This window comes from Kitasatospora sp. cg17-2 (genome assembly GCF_054031055.1).
Map to the genome: position 1 here is coordinate 203,282 of NZ_JBSSXW010000002.1, position 26,086 is coordinate 229,367.

A 26,086-nucleotide genomic window follows, 5' to 3' on the forward strand; every position below is an offset into this window, starting at 1 on the left:
ATGGCCGCAGTCCATGTTGTCCTGCGGCTTCGGGAGGAGGACCGGCCGGCAACGCCAGCCGAGCTGGAGGTACTCCGGGAGTGGACGGGGTGGGGCGCGACTCCTCACCTCTTCGATGTCCGCAAGCGCTACGCCGACCTCTTCGCCGGTGAGCGCGCGGAGCTGCAACGGCTGCTGCCGCAGGAGGAGTACACGAAGGCGCGCGCGTCGACCCTGAACGCGCACTACACCGACCCTGTCTACGCCCGCATCGTGTGGCAGGCACTCGCGAGGCTGGGCGTCGGCACGGGGTCCCAGCTCCGTGTCCTGGAACCCGGCGTTGGCTCCGGCCGCTTCCTGGTCGACGCGCCCGCCGACGCCGAGCTCACCGGCATCGAGGTCGACCCCATCACGGCCGCGGTCGCGCAGGCCCTCCACCCGCACGCACGGATCCTCGTCGAGTCGTTTGCCGACACACCACCGCCTGCCGAGGATGTCGACCTGGTCGTCGGAAATGTCCCCTTCGGCAAGTACAAGGTGCGCGACCCGAAGTACAACCCCGGCCGGCGTCAGCCGATCCACAACCACTTCATCCTCAAGTCGCTTGAGTTCACCAGGCCTGGTGGCCTCCTCGCGCTCATCACCTCCCGATACACGCTCGACGGAAGCGGCGCCGTCCACCGTGAGGCCCGCGAGCGGATGGCCGCCCTCGGAGACCTTCTCGGTGCGGTTGCCCTGCCCACCGATGCGCACCAGGACGCCGCCGGAACCCACGTTGTCACCCACCTGCTGCTCTTCCGGCGGCGTGCGGAGGGCGAGCCGTCCGAGCCGCCCCACTGGCTGGACGTCAGCCCGATCGAGCTTCCCGGCGCCCGGGCCGGGGTTAACCCCGAGCTGGTGGAGATCAACGACTACTTCGTCCGCCACCCCGAGATGGTCCTCGGCACACCGAAGGTGGACGTCGGACGCCACGGGGCCGACCTCGTCGTCCACGCCGACAAGCCCGTCGAACGGGCCCTGTCTGCGGCTCTCGACCAGGTCGTCGCGAGCGCCCGGGCAAACCGGCACACGCTGACTCCCCGAATGGTCTTCCACGGCCCCTTGGAGAAGTACGACGGACTGTTGGAGGTCCGTGCGGACGGCTCCTTCACCGAAATACGCAACGGCCGGCCCACCCCGCACCTTCCGCCCGCTACCCAGGCCCGGGAACTGCGCGAGCTGATCGGGCTGCGCGACGTAGCGGTGGCCTTGCTCGACGAAGAAGCCGAGCACCATCTCGCCACCCCTCGTATGGACCAGCTGCGGGCCGAGCTCAACCGACGCTATGACGTCTACACTGCCCGGTTCGGGCCGATCAACCGGTTCAAGACCGTGGCCAGCACCGCCAAGGACGACACTGTGGCCGACGGCGGCGATGCCACGGCGGCCGAGCGCCGGACCTACCCGCGGATGGGAGGCTTCCGCCACGACCCGTTCGCGCCCTACGTCTTCGCCCTCGAGTCGTACGACGACGACTCCCACGACGCGTCCAAGGCCGACCTGTTCACCGGTCGAGTCGTCGCCCCGCCGGCACCGCTGACCCGCGCCGACAGCGCCGAGGACGCACTTCTCATCTGTTGGGACCAGCACAACGAGATCCGCCTCGACGTCGTCGCCGGCCTGCTCGGCACGGACAGCGAGAACGAAGCGCGCCAGGCCATGGGCACCATGGTCTACGACGACCCGGACGGCGGCCTTGTGCGCCGTTCCGAATACCTGTCGGGCAATGTACGGCGCAAGCTCGCTGCCGCCGAGCGGGCCGCCGAGGGCGACCCCGGCCGCTTCACCGTCAACGTCGAGGCGCTGCGCAAGGTCATCCCGCGTGACCTGGAACCGGCCGAGATCGAGAGCCGCCTCGGCGCGGCATGGGTCAGCGCCAGGTATGTCCAGCAGTTCCTTCGGGAGTTGCTGGAGGACGACGACATCGAGGTCAGCAACCTCGGCGCGCGCTGGAGCGTCAAGGGCGGTGACACCTCGACCCTGCTCTCCCGCACCGTATGGGGCACCAAGGCCCGATCGACCCAGGCCCTCGCCAGCAACCTCCTGAACAATCAGAAGATCGTCGTCACGAAGAAACTCGAGAACAAGCAGATCGTGACGGACGACAAGGAGACCGCGTTCGCGCTGGCCAAGTCCCGCCAGCTGGACGACCGATTCCGGATGTGGCTGTGGGAAGACCCCGAGCGGGCCGAGGCACTCCTGCGCTACTACAACGACCGCTACAACGCCCTGGTCCCCCAGAACTACAACGGCGACCGCCTCACCACCCCCGGCCTGTCGAAGGCATTCACCCTGAAACCCCACCAGGTCGCAGCAGTCGCGCGCATCCGCTCCACCAAGACCGGCGTCGGCCTCTTCCACGGCACCGGCGCCGGCAAGACCCTGGAGATGATCGTCGGGGGAATGGAACTCACTCGCCTCGGCCTGGCGAAGAAGCCCGTCTACGGTGTCCCCAAGGGCGTCCTCGGCCAGTTCCAGCGGGAGTTCCTCCAGGCATACCCCCGGGCCCGTATCCTCGTCGCCGACTCCTCCGACCTCACCGGCGAACGCCGCCACCGCTTCGTCGCGCGCTGGTCCACCGGAAACTGGGACGCGGTCATCATCAGCCACACCGCGTTCAAGAAGATCCCCATGAGCAAGGCCGCCCGCCTGGACTACATCAACCAGGAAGTCGGGCGCCTCGAAGCACACCTGGCCAACGCCGAGGGCGGCGACCGCTACACCGTCAAGGACATCGAAAACCAGATCGCCACCCTCAAAGGCCGACTCGAAGACGAGATCAAGGCTCCCGGTGACTCAGGCGTCGAGTTCGAGCGAACCGGCAGCACCTACGTCTTCTACGACGAGGCCCACACACTCAAGAACCTCCGCGTCATCTCCTCCATCAACGACCTGGCACTCGAAGGCAACCAGATCACCGCGGACATGGACATGAAACTGTCCTACCTCCGCCGCAACTACGGCGGCCGCGTCGTCACCCTGGCCACCGCCACCCCGGTCGACAACTCCCCGATGGAAATCCTCACCGTCACCAAGTACCTCGCCCCCGAACTCCTGCGCGAACAAGGCATCGACGAGGACGACCAGTTCGTCTCCACCTACATCCAACCCGTCAACCGCGTCGAGATGAGCCCGGACGGCAACAGCTTCTCCACCCGCGCCCGCTTCGCCCGCTACGTCAACCAGACCGAACTCAAGCGCGTCCTCTTCTCCTTCGCGGACGTCAAGCTCAAGCGCGACCTCAAACTCGACGAGCCGGCCGTCATCGGCGGGGAGATGCGCATCCTGGAAGTCGATGCATCCCCCGAGCTGCGCACCGTGATGCGCGACCTCGGCGCCCGCATGCAGGGCATCAAGTCCGGCTCCCCGCGCTCGATGACCAACAGGAAAGGCGACGAGGTAGACGACAACACTCTGTGGATCTCCACGGATGGCCGCCTCGCCTCCCTCGACGTCCGCCTCGTCGGCAAGAAGACCGACGCGCCGCAGAAGATCGACGCCGCAGCGGACGAGATCTTCCGAATCTGGCAGCTCAACAAGGACAACGTCTACCACGACGAGAACAACAACGAGGACCCCCACCGGGGAGGTCTCGTACTGGGCTTCTGCGATCTGGGGGTGCCAGGGCCGACCAAGGAGTTCTCGGTCTACGACGCGATGCGGGAGCGGCTGACTGCCCTCGGCATGCCGGGCTCCCTCATCCGCTACGCCCAGGAGGCCAAGAACCAGCGGCAGAAGGCCCAGCTGCAGAAGGACGCGATCGAGGGCCGGATCGCAGTCCTCTTCGGCAGTCGATCCGGCCTCGGTACCGGATGGAACCTCCAGAAGCGCGTCGTTGCGATCGTCCAGATCGACCCGACCTGGAAAGCCACACCGATCATCCAGAGCCTCGGACGCGGCAAGCGTCAGGGCAACCAGAACCAACAGGTCCACCACGTCGCGATCGTCACCAAGAAGTCGTACGACCCGTTCCTGTGGCAGAAGGTCGCCACCAAGCAGGCATTCAGCGACGCCATTCTCGACATCAACGACACCACTCGCATCCTGGAGGCTGCCGAGGACGGCGACGACGGCCGCATCCCCGCCGGCGTCATGTTCGCCGTCGCAGCCGACAAGCCCGAGCTGGAACAGCTCGAGCGCATCGAAGGACTCCTCGGCAAACTCCGCCTGGAATCGCGGATGTGGCACGACGAGCAGTTCGCCTACCGGATCTCCATCGAGCAGGGCCGACGCAGGGTACAGGACCTCACCGCACGTGCCCAGGACGCCACCGACGTGCTGCGACGGCGCACCGCGACCCGTGGTGACGCCTTCACCATGACCATCGACGGCCACCGACACGACGAGCGCCGCGATGCCGGCGAGGCCCTGGCAGAGCGGCTGGAACAGACGATCCGCGCCTCGATACGCTCCGGCAGGCAGGAGGAAGCTCGCATCGGCAGCCTCGGCGGCTTTGCGCTGCGCGCCGTGACCCACCGTACTTTCCTTGGGATGGCCGTCGACATCTACCTCGAGGACACTCCCGCCGAGGTGGTCACAGTGACCGCCAAAGCTCTGCCCGACCAGGACCGCGTCGGCCTCGTCCGTCGGTTGGAGAACAGCCTGGACGCGGTCGCTGCGATCCCAGGACGGTCGGCCGAGCACATCACCCGCATCGAGACCAACATCGAGCACGCAAAGCAGCTGCTCGGCAAGCCGTTCCCGCTGCAGAGCGACCTCGACGATGCGGAGACGCAGTACAGAGAACTGCAACGCTCCCTGGGGGTCCAGCTCGGCTCGGAGGAGAGCGGACCAGAGACCCACGACCCCGAGGTCGACGAACCCGCCTACGTTCCCCCGCTTGAGGCAACCCCCGCGCCCCGGAACGACCCACCGAAGCCGAGGCCCGCAACAGCGGCACCGCCTGACAACACCTCATCCGCTCCCTCCGTCCCAGGTACCCACAGCGAATCCCAGGGCGGCGCACCGACGCCGGCCACCAGTGCCACGACTCCCGCCTACGCGAACGTCACCGCAGCGGTTGTGGGAGAGGACGCGGTTCTGGCCGCGTTCGACGCCTGGCAGGACACTGGCGCTGGCGGGGGGAGCGGTCACGATGAGGCGCGAAGGATGGAGGAAGCAGGTCTCGCGGTTGTGCGCGAAGTGCGCCACCAGCGAAACGTCGCGGACGACGGCAGTGCCGTCGACGGTGACCCCTGGGCACGGCAGGAACTCGAGGAACTGGCTCAACGAACCCAGGACTACATCAACCGGCTCTCCTCGTCGCAGGTCGTGCTCAACGACAAGGGCCGCGCCATGCGCGACCTCACCGAGACCGTGCTCGCCCTCACCAACGCCCACCTCACACGCAGCTCCAAGCATCTCGACCGGAGTCAGTCCCCAGCGCCACCCACCTCCGCCACCACCCCCGACCGACCTGCAGCGAACCCCTCCGCCCCTCCCCTGGAGCACGCGGCCCCGGTAGTACCCCAGGCCAGCGCGCCCGCCTCACGAGCACCCCGCTTGCCACGCAGCAAGCCGCTCCCCGGTCGGGAAGCCGCTCAGCCGTACGCCGACCGGGCCGAGTACTGGGCCGCCGAACAGGCGATGCTGGACACCTACCGATCCTGGGCCGAGCAATACGGAACCCATCTCGCCGAGGGCAGCCAGCAAGAACAGGCCCTCGCAAAGGCCGCGCTGACCGTCCTGGCGGAGAGCGCCCGGGCCCGCCGCGCCCGCCAGCTGAACCAGCCCGGCGAGCTCGACCCCCAGCTGCTCCGCGACCTGACCGACCGGGCCCGCGCTGTCGGCAGCCAATGGGAGCGCGAGTCGCGCGCGAGCCGTACGGTCACTGCCACCTGGGACATGATGAAGGCCGTGCGGGAGCACGCCGATCGCTACGTCGCCACCATCGACAACCCCCACGAAGAGGCCATCGAGGCATGGCTCGCCACCCCGGAACCCATCACCGGCACAGCGCCGGACACAGCGCCATTGCCGGACCTGGCAGCCTACGCCGAGTACACGGTCACCGGCGGCGACGGCATCCGCACGCAGGCCGTCGACGGCAGCGGCCTCAAAGCAGTGCTGCAGCAGCTTCTCGCCGACGGCGCCACCCTGGAACAGCACCCGCACGGGCTGTCCCTCAGCTGGCCCGACGGCAGCCGCTACGACCTCGCCCCGGCCGCGCCAGCGGCCCCTGGGGGCATGGACCCGGACTCTACCGCCCCTTCCCCCGACACGGCCGCCGCCCCCGACGACGCGATTGCCTCCCCGCCGGCCACGGACGAGACCGCCGGAACCGCGCTACCAAGGGCCAGGAACCTCGCCGTCCTCCTCGGTCCCTACGGCGACTCCGGCGAGGCCGTCGCCGGCCGCGAACTCGTCCGTGCCACCACCGAAGAGCTGCGCGCCGACATCTCCCAGCTGTCCACCAGCGACCTCAGCCACGCAGCCGTCACAGCCCTCGCCGAGGCCACGGCCGCGATCGATGCGACCACCACCGGCGACCAGACCCTCCCGAGCAAGGTCTTCGCCGCTTACGACCGCCTGGCCCGGGCCGCGGACAGCCTCGCCGACACCGACGTCCGGGGAACCACCGGCCCGGCGCACCGCCTGGCCGAGCGCGCGCACCGCCACCTCGCGCGCCTGCACGCCGTCCGCGACCCCTACGACCTGCTTCTCGACACTGCCAACCTCGACCCCGACTCCTGGGCCGTGCAGTCCCGCACCGACCCACTGAAGGAACACCCCACCTACTACAGCGACAGCGGACACCACTACTACGCCCGCTCCATCGTCTTCGAGACCTACGACCGCTGGCCCGACTCCCACACCCCGGACGGCAGCGCCGCCCAACGGCTGCGCACCGCGATGTGGGACCTGCGACAGACCCCGGACACCCTGCTGGGCCGTGCCATCCCCGAGTGGCTCGAAGTAGCGGGCATCGCCCTCGAAGCGGCCGCCGAAGCCGACCGGCCGAGCAGCCGCGAGATTCTTCGCAACGTTGCCCGGCATGCCTACGAACACCAGCGCAGTCTCGCCGCACACCAACTCGCCGCCGCCAACGTCGGCCCCTTCAGTTCCGAGCGGCCCTTCGAGCAGGGGACGCACGATCTGACGACGGCACTCGACGCGTGGGCGAGCACCGCGACAGCCCAGCGCCTCGCCGGCGGCGCCGACGATCCGGCCGCCGGCGGGCCCACCGCCGCCAGGGCCCACGAGGCCATGCAGGAGGCGGCCCACCAAGCGCTCCGGCCGACCATCGCCGACGGCACCCTCGACGACCTGGTCCGCCAGAGCACCAACCTCGCCCACGCCTCCTACGCCCTCGCGCTGAGCCTGCCGGAGACCGCCTACCGCGACCGCGCCGACCGCAAAGTCCTCACCCACCTGATCCGCTCCGCCCACGGGTACGCGGCCGGCACCCGAGCCTCGCGTCAGGACCCTGCGGCGGCGGCCCAGATCCTCGCCGTGCTCACCGACCGCGACGGCACCCCGGCGCCCGCTTCCGTCACCCCCGCGTCCCGGCAGCAGACACCGGCCACGCCGCTTCCCGCGACGGTGATCGAACTCGAGCACCACTACCTCACGAGCACGGTCAGGGGTGTCAGCGAGAATGACACCGACGCCCCGGTCCGCACGGCATTGGAACGCCAGGGCTTCAAACCCACCACCCAACCCGGCTCCTGGGCACTGCCGTCCACCATGGGCTACCAGAACCGGGACAGCCGCGTCGTCCAGCTCACCCTCGCCCTCCAAGCCCTCCAGCGCACCGTCCGAAAGATCACCGATCCGCCCGAGCTGCCCCGCGACAGCGACATCACCGTTCCCGACGGCCAGCCCTACATCTCCAAGAAGGAGGCCACCGACGACTTCGCGCAGATGTTCGCCGGACTGTGGCTGGCGAAGGAAACCCCGGCCGGCCGAAAGCTCCTCACCGCCGGTCCCGGCGCCAGGCCGGACGGCGAAGCAGTGTGGAAGGCCGTCGAAGAGCTGCGCCAGGGACCGGTCGGCAGCAGCCTCGACCCCTTCGTCCACCCGGCCCAGGACGTTGCTGCGCGGTGCCGGAACCTCGCTACCGCGGCCATCCAGCTGATCCGCAACCTCGAACGCGAGAAGTTCCGCGCACCCGTCGCACTGCCCCACCTGCGAACCCTCACCCAGTACGCCACCCTCCTGGCCTCCCGCATCGCTGCGACCGCGACCCAGGAAGGTACCTGGGACTCGGTATTCGCCGAGTCCGCACCGGAAGCGGACCACGACCGCGAGGCCCCCTCGACGGCCGAACCGCCCGTGCCGGCCCCCGACGAGACCGTCGATGCCACAGCAGTCGAGAGCGACCCGCTCGTTGCCGGCCCCTACAACAGCGAGACCCTGCAGCAGGCCGCCGCCGACCTGGCTCGCCACCACCAGCGGCTCACCGCGGCCCTCCCCGGTCCGACCGGCGCCATGGCGGACCGCGACACCGCCCTCACCGAATTCCAGGCCGCGTGGGAGCAGGCGGAGCAGCACGCCGCCGACGAACCGAACCTCTCCGCCGCCCTGGACGCCTACCGCCATGCCCACAGCTCGACGACGCTGCTCGCCCAACAGCTCCCGCCGACGGGCGGCGAGGCCGCGGTGCTGGCCCAGCAACTCCTCGGCGAAGCCGAGCGCCACATCATCAGACTCTCGCTCACGCTCCGTCAGGCGCATGAGAACCAGCAGCGGCAGGAGGACCAGCGCGCCCTCGACCATGCCGCCGACCAGATCCGCGTTACGACGGACGCGCCGATACGCACCCAGCCGCTGGCATCGGTCCTCAGCGAGAGTGAGGGACAGCCCGCAGAGGCGGTCGAAGCGACGAACGCCGCCCAGCAGCCGGGAGCCGACGCCCTCACCCGTGTCAGCACGGTCACCGCCCTGCGCGCGGCCGGAGTCGATGTCGAGACGGTCCCCAACCCGGTCAACGCCACCATCTCCTACCGGGTGAACGGCGAGGAGATGTCCCTGGCGCGGGCCGGCGCCATCTTCCTGAACACCGCGGAACCCGTGACCGGGTGGCCCGACTACGTCACCGCCCCTTACTCCGGGGACCCACACTCCGTCCGTGACGTACTCCACCTGCCTGACCACACGCCGGTCGCACGCCTCATCCACAGCCCCCATCTGCAACGGGGATGGCGCATCGAGGTCGACGGCAAGCGGGTTGACGGCACCCACGCCGACCACATCCAGGCCGCCGAAGCAGCCGTCGGCTACCTAATGGAGCAGGGCACACCCCCCACCGCCGCAACCACCGCCCACGAGCAGGCGTTCCAGCCGGACCGGTGGTACACCTACTCCGACTCCACCGGCACCGTGCACGACCGGCCCGGGCACGAGCTCGCGGACCTCGTCAACAGCACGCCCCAGGCCGAGGCCGTCCGCACCCCCGAAGGGGACGTGATCACCTCCGGCCCCGTCGGCTCAGTGACCAGCACCCTCCTCCCCGACGCCCTGCCCGCCGCCGTCGCGGGATTCGAGAACGCGGCCGAAACGCTTCTGCGCGACGCGCTCCAGCACTTCCGTACCGCCGTCGATGACCTCGACCTGCCCGGCCGGCTCGACACCTGGCTCACAGAACGGATCGGCGAAGGCCCCCTCGCCCTCCCCCTCTCGAACCCCGAAGAGCGGCGGTCGTTCCTCCTGGCCATGCGCCACTACTTCCACCACACCATGGCGACGATCACCGCCACCCCGCAACCGGCCGCGGGCGACCCCGGAACCAGCACCGCCGCAACCGCCGCTGCGCCCACTCCCGAGCCGCCGAGCGAACACCCCGGCGCGAACCCGGAAGGCAGCGACGTCGCACAGCACACCGACGACGATCCGCAGCCCCCCGCGGAGCCTGCTGCCGATGCCGAGACGCCCGCGGTTCCTGACGGTGCCACCGCCGTTCCCGGCCAGCCCGGGTACTGGTGGCGCCAGGACCCCGAGTCGCCCTCCGACCCCTACGCCGATTACCCCCGCACCCGCCGTCCCTCCATCACCATCGGGTACGGCGCGACCGCCATCGGCCGGGCCCACGCACCCGACAGCACGGGCGTCATCTGGATGGGCTCCGTGACCGGCGCCGGCAGCGTACGCGGCGACCGCACGCCCAGTGGCACAGCCGCCAAGCTCGCCCAGCGCCATCGGACCATGTCCACCGAGGTCGACTTCGACCGGCCCCGCCCCGCCGAGACCTTGTGGATCGACCACACCGGCCCCACTGCCGAACTCCACGGACTCCCCAGGGAAGGCGACGACGAGGCCCAGGCCGCACGCGAGGCCACCCAGTTCACCTGGGCGCCCACCCGCGACCTGCACGTCCAGACCCGCAACACCAGCCGCTCCACCAGCCTGTACAAGACCAGCCGGTTCGTGGCGATGATGCTGGAGCGCGGCCGAACCGTCGCCGTCCGCCAGAACCCGGAGACACCTCCGGGCCCCGCCGACACCACCGCTCCCGAACTGTGGCCCGACCAACGCCAGGCCCTGCACGGCACCGACATGGCACACCGCAAGGCCCGCTGGTCACCCATCGACCTGGAGCTCGGCGACGAGATCCTCGCCGGGTCGATCCCCTGGTGGCGCCGCGTCACCGCCGTGAACAGCGACGACATCCGCACCTTCGGCAACGAGCCGGACGACTACGCGAACCTCTGGGCGGTGCGCCGCGCAGGCCAGATCCTCACCATCGCCGACGATCCCAGCACCGTCCACGGCACCGCCCGGCCGCGGACGGGCGCCGTCACCGAGCTCACGGACGAGCAGATCCACGACGAGCTCGCCCAGCTCGACCGGCCACTGGCGGACCCCCGTCACGCCATCTACGTGTCCGCGCGCAAGGCCACGCTGACCGCCAGCCTGGAACGCCGCCACACCCTCCGGCGCGAGAAGGAGCGGCTGCGCGCCGAACGCTCCGACCACCAGCGCACACCTGCAGGCCGCAAGAACCTCGTGCTCGACGAAGACGCAGCGCCGCTCGGCGCGACGGCCAAGGACGGCAAGGCCTTCCTGTCCCTCGACCGCGACGGCCACCCCCACAGCGGGCACAAGACCCGCCAGGGAGCACGCAACGCGGCCTACGACCGCGCCGACCTCGCGGCCGACCGTGCCCCGGCCGGCTGGAGGCCCACCGCCTTCGACGACCTCGAGCCAGGCACGGTGCTACGCCTGCCGGTCCGCCCGCCCTCCGACGAGCCCGACCGTGCGAGCCTCTGGTCCGATCCGCTGACCCTGCTCTCGGTCACACGAACCGACACGGGCGAGATCACCGTCGAGGGAATCCGCGGCGACACCGCGCTCACCGAGACGGTCCCAGGACACCTGCGCCGGCACGGTGCCATGCGTCCGGCGGAAGGCGACCTGGAATACACGGCCGACCAACTCGCGCGTCGTGCCGCCCGCGCCTACCTCCGCGAACGGCAAGGCCCGCGAGCCAGCCACGTCATCACCACTCGCATGACCACACTGGTGACCACCGCAGCCACCGCCGTCAAGGCGGCACTGGAGCGGCCACTCGGCAGCCAGCAACTGGCGGAGCGCCTGGACGCGGTGGCCGTCGCGGCGACCGCCGTCGCTGCCGCCGGGGAAACCACCGGGGACGGCGACCTGCGGACCGCCTACACCGAGCTGGCAACTGGTGCAGCCACCTGGGCCGGTCGCGTGCGCGACCCGGGCACCATGCCGCTCCCACCCGCCGCGCCTGCGCCTTCGGCCAGCAACGAGGCTGAACCGGCCGCGCCTCTGACCCCGCCACCGTCCGGCGCCGAGGTCGACCTCGATGTCCTTCTCCCGCCCCAGCCGGAACCGACTGCGCACGAGGACATCGTTGCGGGCCCGCCCGCAGAGGGCACACACCTGCCGACGAAGGCGGACCAGGCAGGTGCGGCCCGGCAGGAAGGAGGGGCCACCGGCCTGCAGGACCTGATCGCCGGGTTCGGCGATCGGGTCCTGGTCGGCCACATCGGGACGGCTGGTACCCAGGCACAACGTGCCCCGTCGGCGGAGCCGCTCCTCATCCCGGTCGACGGTCTGCCAGGATTCAGCATCCGCACCCTCGTCGACAGCAGCGAGGAGCAGCACGAACTGGTCGCACCGGACGGTGGGACCGCGGCCACGCTCCGACGCGGCCTCAGCAGTAACAGCTGGCTTGCCATTGTCGGACACGACTTCACCGATACGACCCTCACCCTCCAAGGGGCAGCTCGCAACGCGGCTCACCTGTGGGCCTTCAACGAGGACGTCCACCTCGGCCCCGATCTCGACCAGCCCTACAACACCTCCGGGGAGTTGGCCGAGGGACGCGCGCGCCTCGGCAGTCAGCGCAAGCCCCTCATAGAGGCCGGCACCCGGGCCTTCGGGTTGGACTACTCCCGCCAGCCTGAACTCCTGGCACTCGAATCCGCCTTCGCCACCTGGGACGACGCCATCGGCCACACCGTCGAGGGCATGCGGGCAGAAGCTGCCACCCTGAGTGCCTTCCTGGACCCGGCAGCCACGCTGCGCGACCGGATCACAGGCGACGCACGCGAAATACTCGCCTTCCCGACCGCCCGCATCCTGCAGGAGGCCACGGCACACCAGGGCCGACTGCACACCACTGCGAACTTCCTGGAGCGCAGGAACCGGGAGTGGATCCGGGCGGACGCAGAGCGCTTTACCGAGATCGGCTATGTCGACAGCGTGAGTTCGCAGATCACGTTCGGTGTTCGCGACGCGGACGGATGGGTCCCGGTGACGCACGGCACCGACCTCATCGGGTCGGTACGCCGGGAGGGGGAAGGCGCTTGGTCGGCCCGGCTCAACGACGCCACCCCGCTGGAAGGACCTCCGTTCCACCGCCGGGCAGGCGCTGCCGCCGCGTTGCACGCGGAAACGACCCAACCGACCGCTCTCGTTCGCCCCCAGATGGAAGGCGAGGTGGTGCGTGCCGAGCAGACCACCGAGGGACGGGGCCCGACCGGAGCCGACGACGCAGACCACGCCGCCGACGGCTTGGGCGCCCACCACGAGTCGCCGGTACACGACGCGTCCGCCGTCGCGGATGAAGCCGGGCCGGAGAGCGCCGACGGCGCGGTGGCCGGCTCGGCGGAACCCACCACCGAGGCCGACGCGACAGCAGGACGGCCGGAGGGGCATGGGGAGGAACCGGACCCGAACGCGTGGAGCAACCGCATCCAGATCGCCACGGCCGGGCGGGCGACGCATATCAGCGGGACCGGCCAGCCGGGCTACTTCGAGGTGGAGGCCGACCTCCGGAAGCTGCTGAAGGCCAACGGCTTCGGTTTCAAGAAGAGCGAGAACCGCTGGACGTACGGGCGCCGGGACCGCAGCGGGCTGCCGCACATCCTCGACGAGATCCGCGCCTACCTGGCGGACATGGACGAGCACGACGCAGCTGCGGCCGCCGCGTCCGCGGCGGAGCAGGTGGACCACGAGTACCCGCCGACGCCGCAGCAGCAGAAGATCATCGACGCGTGCCTCGCCGGCCAGGACGTCGCGGTCCAGGCGCTCGCGGGCACCGGCAAGACCTCGACCCTGCTGATGGTCACCCGCCACCTGCCCGACAAGCGCATCGCCTACATCGCCTTCAACCGGTCCATCGCCGACGAGGCGAAGCGCAAGATGCCGCGCAACGTCACCTCCGACACCAGCCACGCCTTCGCCCGCGCGGGGCTCAAGGGTGAGCCGATCGAGCGCAAGGTCGCCATCGCCCGCAGCCACCCCGGAGCCCGCCGGGACAAGGACGTCGCCGCGGCCCTGGGCATCACCCGGCCTCTCCTCTACAAGGGCGGAGAGGTCGAGCCGGAGGACATCGGGAGGATCGCCATGCAGGCGGTCCGCCTCTACCGCGAGAGCGCGGACGACGAGATCGGGCCGCAGCACCTCGGGGCGTGGGGCCGCACCCCTGCCGCGCCAGGCCTGCTCGCTGCCGCCCGCCGGGCGTGGGCGGACATCACGGACCCCGACAGCGACAAGATCGTCTTCAAGGGTGACGACTACATCAAAATGTGGGCGCTCAAGCGGCCCCGACTGCCCTACAGCATGATCCTTTTCGATGAGGCCCAAGATATTAACCCCGTCCTGAAGCGGGTCATCCAGGACCAGCCGACGCAGACGGTCGTCGTCGGCGACAGCCAGCAGTCGATCTACTCCTTCCGCGGCGCGATCGACGCCCTCAGGGACTGGCCCACCGACACCGTGCTCCCGCTCACCCAGAGCTGGCGCTTCGGCCCCGAGGTCGCGGCCGTCGGCAACGGCTACCTCCGTCTCCTGGGCGCAGACCTGGAACTGCAGGGCAACCCGGCCCTGGACACGACGATCGGCCCGGTGGACGAGCCCGACGCCATCCTGACGAAGACCAACATCGGCGCGGTCGGCGCGGTCTTCGAAGGGCTGGACGCCGGCAAGCGCGTCGCCATGGTCGGCGGCGGCACCGACATCAAGCAGATCGCCCTGGCAGCGAAGGACCTCCAGGCCGGCCGCCGGACCAAGCACGCCGAACTGAGCGCGTTCGAGGACTGGGAGGAGGTCCGCCAGTACGCCGAGTCCAACGAGGACGCCAGGGCCCTGCAGACCTTCGTCCGCCTCCTCGACCGCTACAGCCCCGACCACATCATCGACATGGTCCGGCAACTGGTCCCCGAGGACGCCAAGGACCCCCAGCAGCGCCCGCACCTGACGGTCTCCACCGCCCACAAGGCCAAGGGCCGCGAGTGGGACAACGTCCGCATCGGACCCGACTTCCCCCAGCCCAAGGAGGACACCGAGACCGGAGAGATCGTCCTGCCGGGCGGCGAGGACCTGCGCCTGGCCTACGTCACCGTCACCCGCGCCAAGAAGCGTCTCGAGCTCGGCTCACTCGACTACGTCCTGCACGTGGACGGCGCGATGCCCCCCCGACCCTCCGCCACCGGCATCACCGAAGCGCAGGAGCTCTCCGAGCAGGACGACCTCGCCACTGACCAGGAGCAGCCGGCGCAGGAAGGCCCGACGCCGCAGGAGAACTCGAGCGCGACCCCACAGCCCACGGTCGAGCAGCGCCCCGTCGGCGGACCGCAGGTCACCCTCACCCTCCTCGTCGCTCCACCAGGGCAGATGTTCGTCACGCTGACCCCCGAAGGGGCCGGACCGGCCACCCGTCCCCTCGACGGGATCGGCGCCGGCCACCTGCCGGGGATCACCCTGCCCGTGAGCGTCGTGGCACCCGCCTTGGTCCGGCCGGCAAGCCGGGAGCAGCACCTGGTGGAGGCCGACGAGGTGGCTGCCTGGCTCGCCGCCGCCCTTCCTCCCAGCCGCTTCGCTGACTCGCGGGACAACGAGCCGTTCCGAACGGCACTCGACACCGCCGTCGCCCAAGCAGTGAACGACACGCTCGCCCCCTCCGCCGACGAACTGATCACCTGGATCGCCGACCAGGTCGCGCCGGACCCCGCCCTCGCCCACCACGCCGCGTCAGCCAGCCGGGACGACTACGCGGTCCGCCTCGCCGAAGCCGTCGACCGCGCCATGGAGAGCGCCACCGAGTACCAGCTCTGGGCCTACATCGAACGCGACGGGGCCCGCGAGGAGGTGCTCGCCCTCGCCACCCCACTGGCCTACGAAGCCGCTCTGCGAGCCGCTGATGCCACCGCCGGGGCAACCGACGTGGCCACCGTCGCGCCGACGGCGCCCGCAGCCGAGACCGGCGTCGCAGCAGCGCCCGATTCCGTAGGCCAGCAGCCCGAAGACCAGCCCCACCTCCCCGAGGACGAGCAGGTCGGGCCCGAGCGGGACCGTGCCGCCCCGACCGATCCCGACCGCGAAGCAGACTCTCCCGCCGCCCGGACCACCGCCGCGGTGGAGGACCGCAGCTGGGAAGCCGCCCAGCCCTCGGGCCTCGTCACCGACGACGAACTGAGAGCGGCTCTCAAGGCCATGATCGAACCGCACCGGCTGGCAGACCTGGCCCGTGCCGTCGCCAGCGAGGACACCCAGCCCTGGGTCGCCGAGCACATCAAGATCGCGCGCGACCGCAAGTCCTACCGTCCGATGCGGACCCCAGTGCTGCGCCGCCACTACAGCCAGGATGCACAGGGCTTGCGTATCCGCGTCGCTACTCCCGACCAGGTCCGCGAAAGCCACCTCACCTGGGCCCAGCTCGCCGACCGGGCCTACCGGCGCCTGCCGCACGACATCGGTGCCCGACTGGTCAAGCTGGACGAGCGGTTCAGCGGCGCCGACCTCCGGGACGACCCCGAACTCCAGGGGCTCCTGGACCGGGCGGTGGAAGCGGTCCTCGGCAGCATCGTCCAGGGAGCCGAAGTCCGCCCGCGGCTGCGGCGCTCCGCGAGCACGCTCCAGGCCCTGCCGCCCGGGGCAGCCCCCACCCCGGCCGTGGCTAACGCTGAGGCTCTTCCTGGCCCCGTCGCCGGAACTGTCGGCGAAGTCCCGGTGACAGCGACACTCCTGGGCAGTGTCCGGTCTCCGGTACCTGCTCGCCTCGACGACACGCCCCCGCCGCCCGGAGAGCTCGGTCCGGCCCGTGGCATCGTGTCCTCGCACTGGAACCCCACCGAAGGCGGTGAGGTCCCGAACATCACAGCGCAGCGCGTGCTCGTGGCCGGAGGCGACCGCGCCGACACCGCCGAGTACCTGCGCATGCTGCAGATCGCCGAGCGGCTCGAACCTCTCGCACAGTTCGACGCCAACCATTGGCACCTTCGCAACGACTACCTCGGGCAGGTCGAGACCCCCCGGGTGTGGGCCCGTCAGGCCGCGGCCCTGCGCAACGACGCCAATCGGATCGGCGAACTCGTCCTGGTCGACTACCTCACGCGCATCAACGACGCCGGCTTCGACCCGCAATCGTTGACAGACGCCTTCCTCGCCACAGCAACAGGTCCCGAGGCGCAGACTCGCCACCACGACCGGATGCGTCAAGGCTTCGTGGAGCGAATGGCTACCGCCCGCGCCGCGGCGGAGGAGGACGGTGCCGATCCGGACGCTGTTGTGGACTTCCTTCGTCGCCTCTCCGGCCAGGAACCCGGGCAGGACAACAGTCCACCGCACGCCCTGCTTGCCGTGGTCGACGCCGCCATCGGCACGGCGTACACGGCCTACGCGCGGGCCCACCTCAGCGAGGACGCGCCGGGTTTCGCCGATCACCTTCGCCGCGATGCGGAGCTGACCGCCCGAATCCTGGCCGCGCCGCCGATCTCGCTCCCCGAGAAGTCCCGCTGGGTCGTCGGCGCGGATGTAGAACCCGGTACGGTCATCCGCAGATACAGGGACGGCCAGTGGGACGATCCGCACTTGGTCGAGGCCAACCGCAGGCACAGTGTCGACCTCACACAGGTCCGGGGAGAGGGCGGCTCGTACGGCTTTGGTTGGGGCCGTCACGCGTACGTCGCGGTCGTCGACGCCGGCCCGGATGTCACGGACGCCAAGCGCAAACTCCGAACGCACAAGCATCTTCGCGAGAAGCTTGAGCGCAACCGGGCAGCTTGGCACGAACGCCGCCGAGACCTGCCCACCGATGACACGGCAGTATCGCCTCCTACCTACGGGGAGGGGCTGTTCAGGGAGAAGCACCGCCGGATCGCGATCCGAGCCGCACTGGCGCTCGCTGCCCGGCGCCTCGGACCGGGGCGGGCCGGAACCGGTGAGCCCTGGGTCCCGATGCGGTGCACCCCCGCCGATCTTGTGAAGGGCAACTGGTTCCTCAGCGGCGCCGGCGACGACGCACGGGTCTACCAGGTCGACGCGAGCGGCCTCAGCCGGAACCTGCGCCAGGTCATCGACCCGACGGTCGGACCGGACATCTACCTGGGGCCGACCGAGGAGATCACCGCGCTGGTCCCGGCGCAGGACCTGGTCCTCCCCGGCGAGGACATCCCCGGGGCCGAAGACTCTGCCCAGCGTCAGGCCCGACGACTGGCTGCCGCGTCGAGCACCGAGGGGCTGCTGCTCGACGATCACGGGCGCCGCCTGGTCTCCCTGGACCAGGACGGCGGTACAGGGCGTGTCGTGGACGCGAACGGTCACACCCAGGGCTGGCTCCGCGCCCGAAGCCACCGCAGCGTGCGTCAGTGGTGGGCGCAGGACGGTCGCGGGGGTGCCCCCGCGACCGACCGATGGAGCGACCCGGTGAGCGCCGCCGTCTGGATCGCGTGGCACAGCACCAGGCCGCCGGCCGAGGCGGTAGCGGGCCGCTCGACCCCCGCACTGACGGTCGAGCAGCTTCAGCAGGTCGCTCCGCTCGTCGTCGCATGGCGCACCGGCGACGACCCCCGTCTGGTCGAGGCCGCCACCGCGTGGTCGCGAAACGCCGCCGCCGGCCGCCCGCTGTCCCACGGAGGACTACCGGTCACCAGCGCCCACCTGCACGCACTCGCGGACGCCGTACACGAGGCTGCGGACGCGGCTGCGTCGGACACCGGCCCGGGCGAGCTGCTGAGGCAGGTGGCCGCGGCCCTGCGCGCCGAAGCACAGACCCTCGACGCAGCCTTCACCTCCCTGCCGCCCCTCTCGGAGCCCGACCCGCTGACAGAGGTTCCCGCTGCAGCGCCCCTCCACGGCGCCGAGAGCACGGACGGGCAGCCGAGGGAGGTCCTCGCACACCAACTGGCGATCGGCGACCTCGTACGAGCCCCCTACCTCACAGCCGGCCAGACCGCGTGGGCCCAAGGTCAGTTCGCCGGGTACACGACAATCACTGTCCGCTCGCACGAGGGACCCGTCACCGGGCACCGGCTGTGGATCAAGGACGTCGACGGCCTGGAAATCCCGCTCGTGCCGCTCGGCACCCGGGTGCAGGTCCTCACAGAACAGCAACTCGCCGACGGTGCGGGGTCTCCCGCCGGCCCGGAGGCCTCCCTCCTGCCGGAAAGCCCCACCGACCCGACCCCGGCGGGCTGGCGGGGCGTCGACGAGGCGCCGACGCGGCTGTTCGCCGGCGACATGGTCCGCGTCCGGCACGGTGACGGAAAGGACACCCGCTACGAGAACGTCACTGTCCAGGACGGCCCCGACTACAACGACTGGTACGACACCGTGGGACCCCACGGGCGCTTCTCGATCACTCGGGTGGTGGCGGTTCCGGAACCGGACACCTGGGCACCGCCGCCCACCGAACCGGTCCTTCCCGGATTCGAACTCACCCCTGCGAGCCCACTCGGCAAGACCCCTCCGGCGGCGCCCACCGCACCGGCGGTCAGGGCGGACGGGCCAGGGGCCGCCCCGGCCCCACCGCTCGGCCGGCCGGAGACGACCGAACCGGCCACCGGGCTGTCCATCGTTGAGGTACTGCCCGGTTCCGTGGTCGAGGGAGGCACTCCGGCCGACGGCCCTCTGCTTCCGTCCCCCCTCGCGGGAGCCCCAGACCAGCGCAGCGGCGCCGTACCAGCCCCGCCGGGGGAGGAGGACTTCAGGACCGGCACCGCGCCCTACCGCGCCTGGGCCGCCGGAGACCCGGCGTACTTCCGCACCGCGGACGGCGCGCTGGCCCGCGGCGAGTTCCAGGCCGTCCAGTGGCCCTCCTGCATCCTGGTAGACAGCGACGGCACCTCGCACAGGGTCGGCGTACGCAATGCCTGGTACCGCGACGACGAACCGGTCGTCCTGCCCACCTGGGCCGAGGCCGTGCCGGAAGGCTACCGACCGGCCCGGGCCTCCGACCTCGCCATCGGAGACGTCGTCCTCACCCTCGAGCAGGGCGAAGGGAGGACCGAGTTCGGCATCCCCCGCATCGTCACGAGCCTGTACGTGGGACCTGGCGGGCTGTACCACGTTGATCTTTCCAACCTCGGCACCAGCACCAACGGCCGCTATCTAGGGCTGGCCCCGCGCGCCATGGTCCCGACGGCCGTGGACCCGGACATCGTTGCCCGGGCCACCGCCCGGATGAAACAGCCCGACATGCGCGAGGTCCGGGCCATCGGAAGGCGCGGCGCGGCCCACAATGCCGAAAGGGTCGCGAAGGCGGCGGCAGATGCTGCTGCCGGACGGCTCCCGGACTTCCTCACTCCGTTCCCGGCCACGGACGGCTGGGCACCCGGCGACACCGTGGAGGTCTACACCCGCGCCGGCGTCCACGTCCCCTACGGCCACGTCACCATGGCCGAGAACGCACGTGCCTGGTGGGTCCGGGACCCCGAAGGACACGAGCACCTAGTGCCTCAGGGGCGGCTCCGGGCCACCGCCGCCCAGGGACCCGTACCGGCGCCGGACTGGGCCGCGCAGCTGCCCACCACCAGCCGGATCCTACGCGCCAGCGACCTGCAGCCAGGCCAGATCGCCCGCGAGATCCACCCCCAGCACGCCGGGAGAAAGCTGTTCGGCCGGCCCTTCCTCGTGGCCGGCACCGGACCCGAACGGCTCGGCTCGGCCAATCTGCGCCTCTACACCTGGCTCCCCGAGGACGACCGGCCGCACTCGTTGGCCGGTTGGGACCTGAGAGGCATCCACCCCCTCACCGAATTCGTCGTCGATGCGGGCCCGGACGAGCAGGACCTCACCGCACGCCTGCTTTCCGACACCCGAGTTCAAGCCCACCAGCAGGCGGCAGCTGAGCGGGCGGAGCTGATCCGGGCCACCGCCGACGGCAACGAGATTGCCCCGACAGACCCCGAAACCACCGATGCCCCCGCCCCCCAGGGGTGGCAGGCGGTCGTCGGTGGCCACCTCGCCCTCCAGGGCGGTGAGACAGTCCGTGTCCGCAGCCGCGGAAACACCTATCTCTCCACGCGCATCGGCCCGCTCACCGGCCGGGAGCACTACGAGAGCATGACCCCCGGGTTCCCCTTCGTCTTCCCTGCGGCGGCGATCGTCGCGATGCCGGCCGGTACACCCGTCCCGTACCGTCCGGACACCACATCGGCGAAGCGGCAGAAGCGCCAGGCCGCAGCCGCGCCAACAGGCAAGGAACAGCTCGACCTCGACAGCCCCGCATCGACGGCGACACCGGCTCCCGAGGCGTACGGCCCGCACCCGGTCGCCGTGGCCACCGACGACAGGCCCGAGCCCTCCCCGAGCACGCCGACCTCAGCCACCGGTGATGATGCCTCGCTCCCGTCCCTGGTCCGGATCCGACGGCACCACGCCAGCGCGGCTGCCATCACCGTCGACGGGCTGCGCTTCTCCGCACAGCACGCGCAGGACAGGCACGGCACCGGGAAATGGACCCTGTACCTCGGCGACGCGACACCCATCGCCACAGCCCAGGAAGCCGACGACCTGGTGCCGGCCGCGGTTCGTCGCACCGCAGAGCTGTTCGACCTGCCGACAGACACCAGCCACTGGCCGCAAGCACCGACCACGGAAGACGAACACCACGAGTCGCTTCCCGGTCCCAGGCTGCTGTTCACCACCGGCGGCCGACGCTACGACATCGGCACCGACCAGATCGTGCACATGGCCAGCGCCGACGGCGCCAACCTGGAGGCGGACAGCCGCGAGGAGATGCTGCACGTGCTGCGCCGCCACGCCCTGCCCCGGCGCGGAACCGCAGTCGAACCCAGTAGCCACGTAGCACACTTGGGAGACTGGGCGTATGTCTCCGTGGACCCCGGCACAGGGGGCAGCGAGTACAGGATCCGTCAGTCGGACGGTGCCGTACTCGTCCCCTCCGGCGGCCCCAGGTACCGGCGGGCGGCACCCAAGCCCGCGGCCGACGTCGCCTCAGTCCCCACCGACCGGGCCGAAGCGTTCGTCACCAGGTCCGGCTACCGCATCGTGGGGACCTGGGAGATCGTCGACGCGACCACCAAACGCATCCTTCTCGGCCTCGCAGAGCGCACGCAAGCACCACAGTCCCCAGCAGTGGAAGCCATCGAGCAGGTCGTCGCCGCCGAACCCACCCCCGAGACACCGGCCCGGCCCGCCGTATCGGTGGAGCCGCAGCTGTGGATCGAGCACAGCGGATCCCTCACACGCCTGCACGGAGTGGACGCCAAGGACAGGGAACTCGACCAGGTCCGCAAGGGCGTCGGCGGGTTCAAGCGCGTCACGGCCGACGGCCGGCTGCACTACTGGGAACTGCCGGCTACCTGGAAGCAGCGGGTCAAGCGCGACGATCGCGTGACCTGGCTGGTCGAGCGCCTCGCCGACCTCGGCCGCGAGATTCCCGTCTACCTCGACGCCGCCGACCGGGCGGCCGCACTCGAACACGGCGGTCGCCACAGCATCCCGCTCCAACAGGTCACCTCCGACGAACGTCACCGACTCGAATCCGCTGCCGTCGACGACCGCGCGCGCCGCTGGTCCCCCGTCGACTTCGAGCCCGGCGACGAGATCCTCGTCGCGCGGGGCTGGTGGCAGACCGTTCGCACGGTCCAGACGGCCTCCCTCGACACCGGCGACGGCGCCCCCGTCCGACCCGGACAGGTGATCGCCCGTCGCCGGGCCGGCCTCATCACCGCAGTCGACTCGCAGCCCCCCACCGGGCACGCCCGCCCGGGCTCGACCGATCCGACCAAGATGACCTCCGCCGAGGTCACCGCCGAACTCGCCAACCTCGACCTTCCCGCCGCCGCCCCGACGCACCAGGCCCTGATCGAGCGCAGGCGCACTCTGCTCACCCAGCGCGCCGAGCACCACCGCGGCCTCAACGTCAGCCGCGAGCAGGAACGCGCCCAGCTGTGCGCGTGGATGGCCAGCCCGGAACATTCGCCCCCTCACCTGGTGCGGGTCACCGACGGGAACGGCGACCTGGTCGGCTGCGTCGTGCCTGCCGGGAACGGCTTCGCGGCTATCGACGTCGACGGCGGCTCGGCGATGGACATGATCTTCGGGACGGTGCCGGACGCGGTCGCGGGCGTCCACGAACTGCATAGGCGCCACGAGGACCGGGTACCCGCCGGCTGGAGCTACGCGGGCTGGTCGCAGGTCGCCCCCGGGGAGACCGCGCGGCTGCCCCACCCGGAGATCGTCGGCCGAGGGGAACTTGCCGTCGACCCCGACCGCTGGGGCGAACCGTTCGTCCTGCGCTCGGTCGAACGGGCCGACGACGGCTCTCTGACCGTCACCGGCGAGCGGCACGGACAGACCTTCATCGAGCAGCTTCCCGCCGACACGGCGAACCTGGGCTCCTCCCGGCCCACCGGACCGGCGGCCCCGATCGAAGGCGGTCGCAACTGGCTCGCCATGCAGGGGAGCGACTTCGGGCTCCCCGAGCCGGCCGCCCAGGAACCTGCGGACCCCCTGGCCTCAGACCCCTACGGCACCCCACCGATCCCCCCTATCGGCGCCGCCGAGGACCCACCCGCAGACGGTGATCCAGACCTTCCACAAGGCGAGACACTGTCAGCGGCGGGCCCACCGCCCTCCGCGGTCGCGCCCGCAGCCCAGAACACGCCTGGGCTCCCTGACACGCCCGAGCGGCCCCCCCTCACCGGGAACACCCGGTCACGACTGCCCGGCCTCGCCCTGACGACCGAGGGCGATCAACCGATCCCGCCGGACGGAATGACCATCGTCGACCACGGCGACAGCTACTGGACCGTCACCCGCGGTGACAATAGGTCCTTCACCGTGGCCCGCGACCTCATCACGGAGGGCGAACCGCTGAACCTGGTGGGGCCGGGCGGTTCAGCCGTGGTCACCTCCACCGGCTGGCAGGCGATCTTCGACGCCATTGCGCAGATCCCCACCGACACCCGGAGCGAGGGAACGGCCGCCGACCCGCAGGAGGAACCAGGCCGGACGGACTTGTCCGCACAGCCCGACACACCCACCGACGACGATGCAGGAACCGTCCAGGTCGCACTGGAGCCAGGCGAGTCCGTCCTGCCGTACGAGCGTCCGCAGAACCCGGATGACCTCCTGTATCACCCCCACGCCGCCGAGGACTGGGTGTTCACCAGCAGGGAGGGCTACAAGTACCGCCTGACGAAGGAGAGATACGAGCCCGACACTTGGCGGGTCACCTGGATGCCCTGGTCGCCATCGATGTCGAACGGCGGCTACCGGTGGATCGGCCACAACCCCACCCAGGATGTGGCGTTGGCCTGGATCCGGCGCGACAGCCAGTCGCAGGCGCTGGCGGCCGGCCGATGGGAACGCTGGGGGCACCTGAACACGCAGGTGCCGTTCTCGCCCACGCTGGAGACCGAGGAGATGGAGCCAGGTGTCATGCGCGTGGCGCGCTTCGGGCACCAGGCCATCGCCGCCGACTACCCGTGGGGCTGGGAAACCATCCAGCGCGGCAGGCTGGGCGAGAACCCCAACCGGCGATACAGCGACGGGATCCGCCTCGAACTCGCGGCCCATCAGCTGACCTACCAGGGCCTGCTCGCCGTGCCCGACGACCGCCTCCGGGTCATCAGCACCCACCGCGAGATGGACGAGCCCTGCGCGGAGGGCGGACCCAAGCACCTCGGGTCCTGCGCGTCCAAGGCCAAGGACCGGAGGTTCCTGGTCGAAGTCCTCGACGACAGCGGATCGCCGCTGGGCACCGTGGTCATCTGCCACCAACACCTTGCGCACCGCCTCACCGGCGACGACTTCTACAACCGCGAGACGCCCAGCGTCGCTCACAGGATCGCGGGATCCGGTACCTGGGTCGACTGGCAGGACCGGCTCAACAATCTTGTGTGGACTCTCGTCGGCCCGGCCGTCGACGGGGGACAACCCGTTCCCGACGTCAAGGCCGCGTTGTACGAGGCCGCCCTCGCCGAAGGTGACAAGCACGCCGCCCGGGCCGCCAAGCGGGCATCCCGCGAGCGCGGTGAGACCACGGCCCGGCAGGACCAGGCCGCGGATGCCATGACGGCCGAACGGCTGGCCGATCGGGCCGGCCTGATCGCGCAGGCGGAGGCCGACGAGAAGCAGGAACGTGAGCGCTTCCGCTCCGCTCCCGAACAGGACGCGGCGATCGACGAGGCCGACCAGGACCCGCCCGGTGACGCGGGCGGTGCCGGCATCTCCGGCACAGCCCAGAACAGCACCGAACCGAGCCCCTTCGAGTTCGGGGAGGAAGTCCACGGCCACCAGGGCTTGGTCGGCCGGTTCTTCGGAGTCGACGACGAGGGCCGGGCCCACGTCCAAACGGACAGCGGACTCACCGGGCGGCCGGTGGGCGAGCTGTGGCGTCTGGGCGAGGCCCCTACACCCCAGCTCTCCCGCGAGGCCTGGCCCGCCGCCTTGGCGCAGGCCGCCACCACCGAAGGCATCACCCTCAACAAGGAAGGCGCACGACTCTCACACCTCGACGAAGCCGCCGGCCACGGACTCGTCACAGACACCGACGGCAACGTGATCGGCTGGATCCGGGCACGCACCGGCCCGACGGGGCGCCGCTACTGGTGGGGACAGGACGCACGAGGCGGCAACCCCCACCACATGCAGTGGCACGACGCCATGCCCGACACCGCAGGCATCCCGCAGTTCCGGGCCGCCAAGGCCGCCGCCTATAACCACATCGACGGCCTGAAGAGCGAAAAGCATCCGATCCTTCCCGGCGAAGCCCAGGAGGAGCTCACCCTCACGGCTGCCCGGGTACGCGAGCTCGACATGCTGCGGCTCCCCGAGGACGGCGAGGACGTTCCCGAACCGGTCACATTCAGGCCCGGAGTGTGGCTCCGGTACGTCTTCAGCTCTGCCCAGATGCGAGCCTACGCCGAGGCCGCCCGCAGCGCCGCCGCCGAGACCGGCGACAGCACCAAGGAGAACCGTCGCCGCAAGCAGGTCCTCGAGCGCCTCGCCGCGTGGCTTCCCCTCCAGGCCCACGAGGCGGAGACCCGCCGCGTCACCCTGCCACGCCCGGGCGAGCCCGACCCGTGGGCGACCCCGCACCAGGCCACCCCTCAGGCCCAGGCGCCTGCCGAAGACATCGAAGCGGACACACCAGCCGCCGAGACAACAGATCCGACCCCACCGACGGATCCCACCAGCGGCGAACCCTCCACGACCTCCATTTCACCCCCGGACGGGAAGCCGGTGAACGCCGAAGGCTCCCACCACATCGGCCGGCCCGGCCAGGCAATCGGCCCCCTCCTCGCCGAGGTCGTTGCGGCCGACATGGTCAAGGGCGCCAAGGGCCCGGTCCTCCTCGTCCGGCTGCGCATCTCCTCCGGCAAGTCCGTGGTCCTGTGGAATCCCG

At 70.8% G+C, this 26,086-nt stretch carries 1 protein-coding gene (only partly in view); it reads left to right on the top strand.

Annotated elements, in window-relative coordinates:
- Nucleotides 1–26,086: the 5' portion of a DUF6349 family protein gene (locus tag ACW14Y_RS41695; protein ID WP_456988731.1), read on the top strand. The gene runs 9,902 nt beyond the window's last position; 26,086 of the gene's 35,988 nt are visible here — the first part of the coding sequence; its start codon is at nucleotides 1–3; its stop codon lies off the right edge, out of view.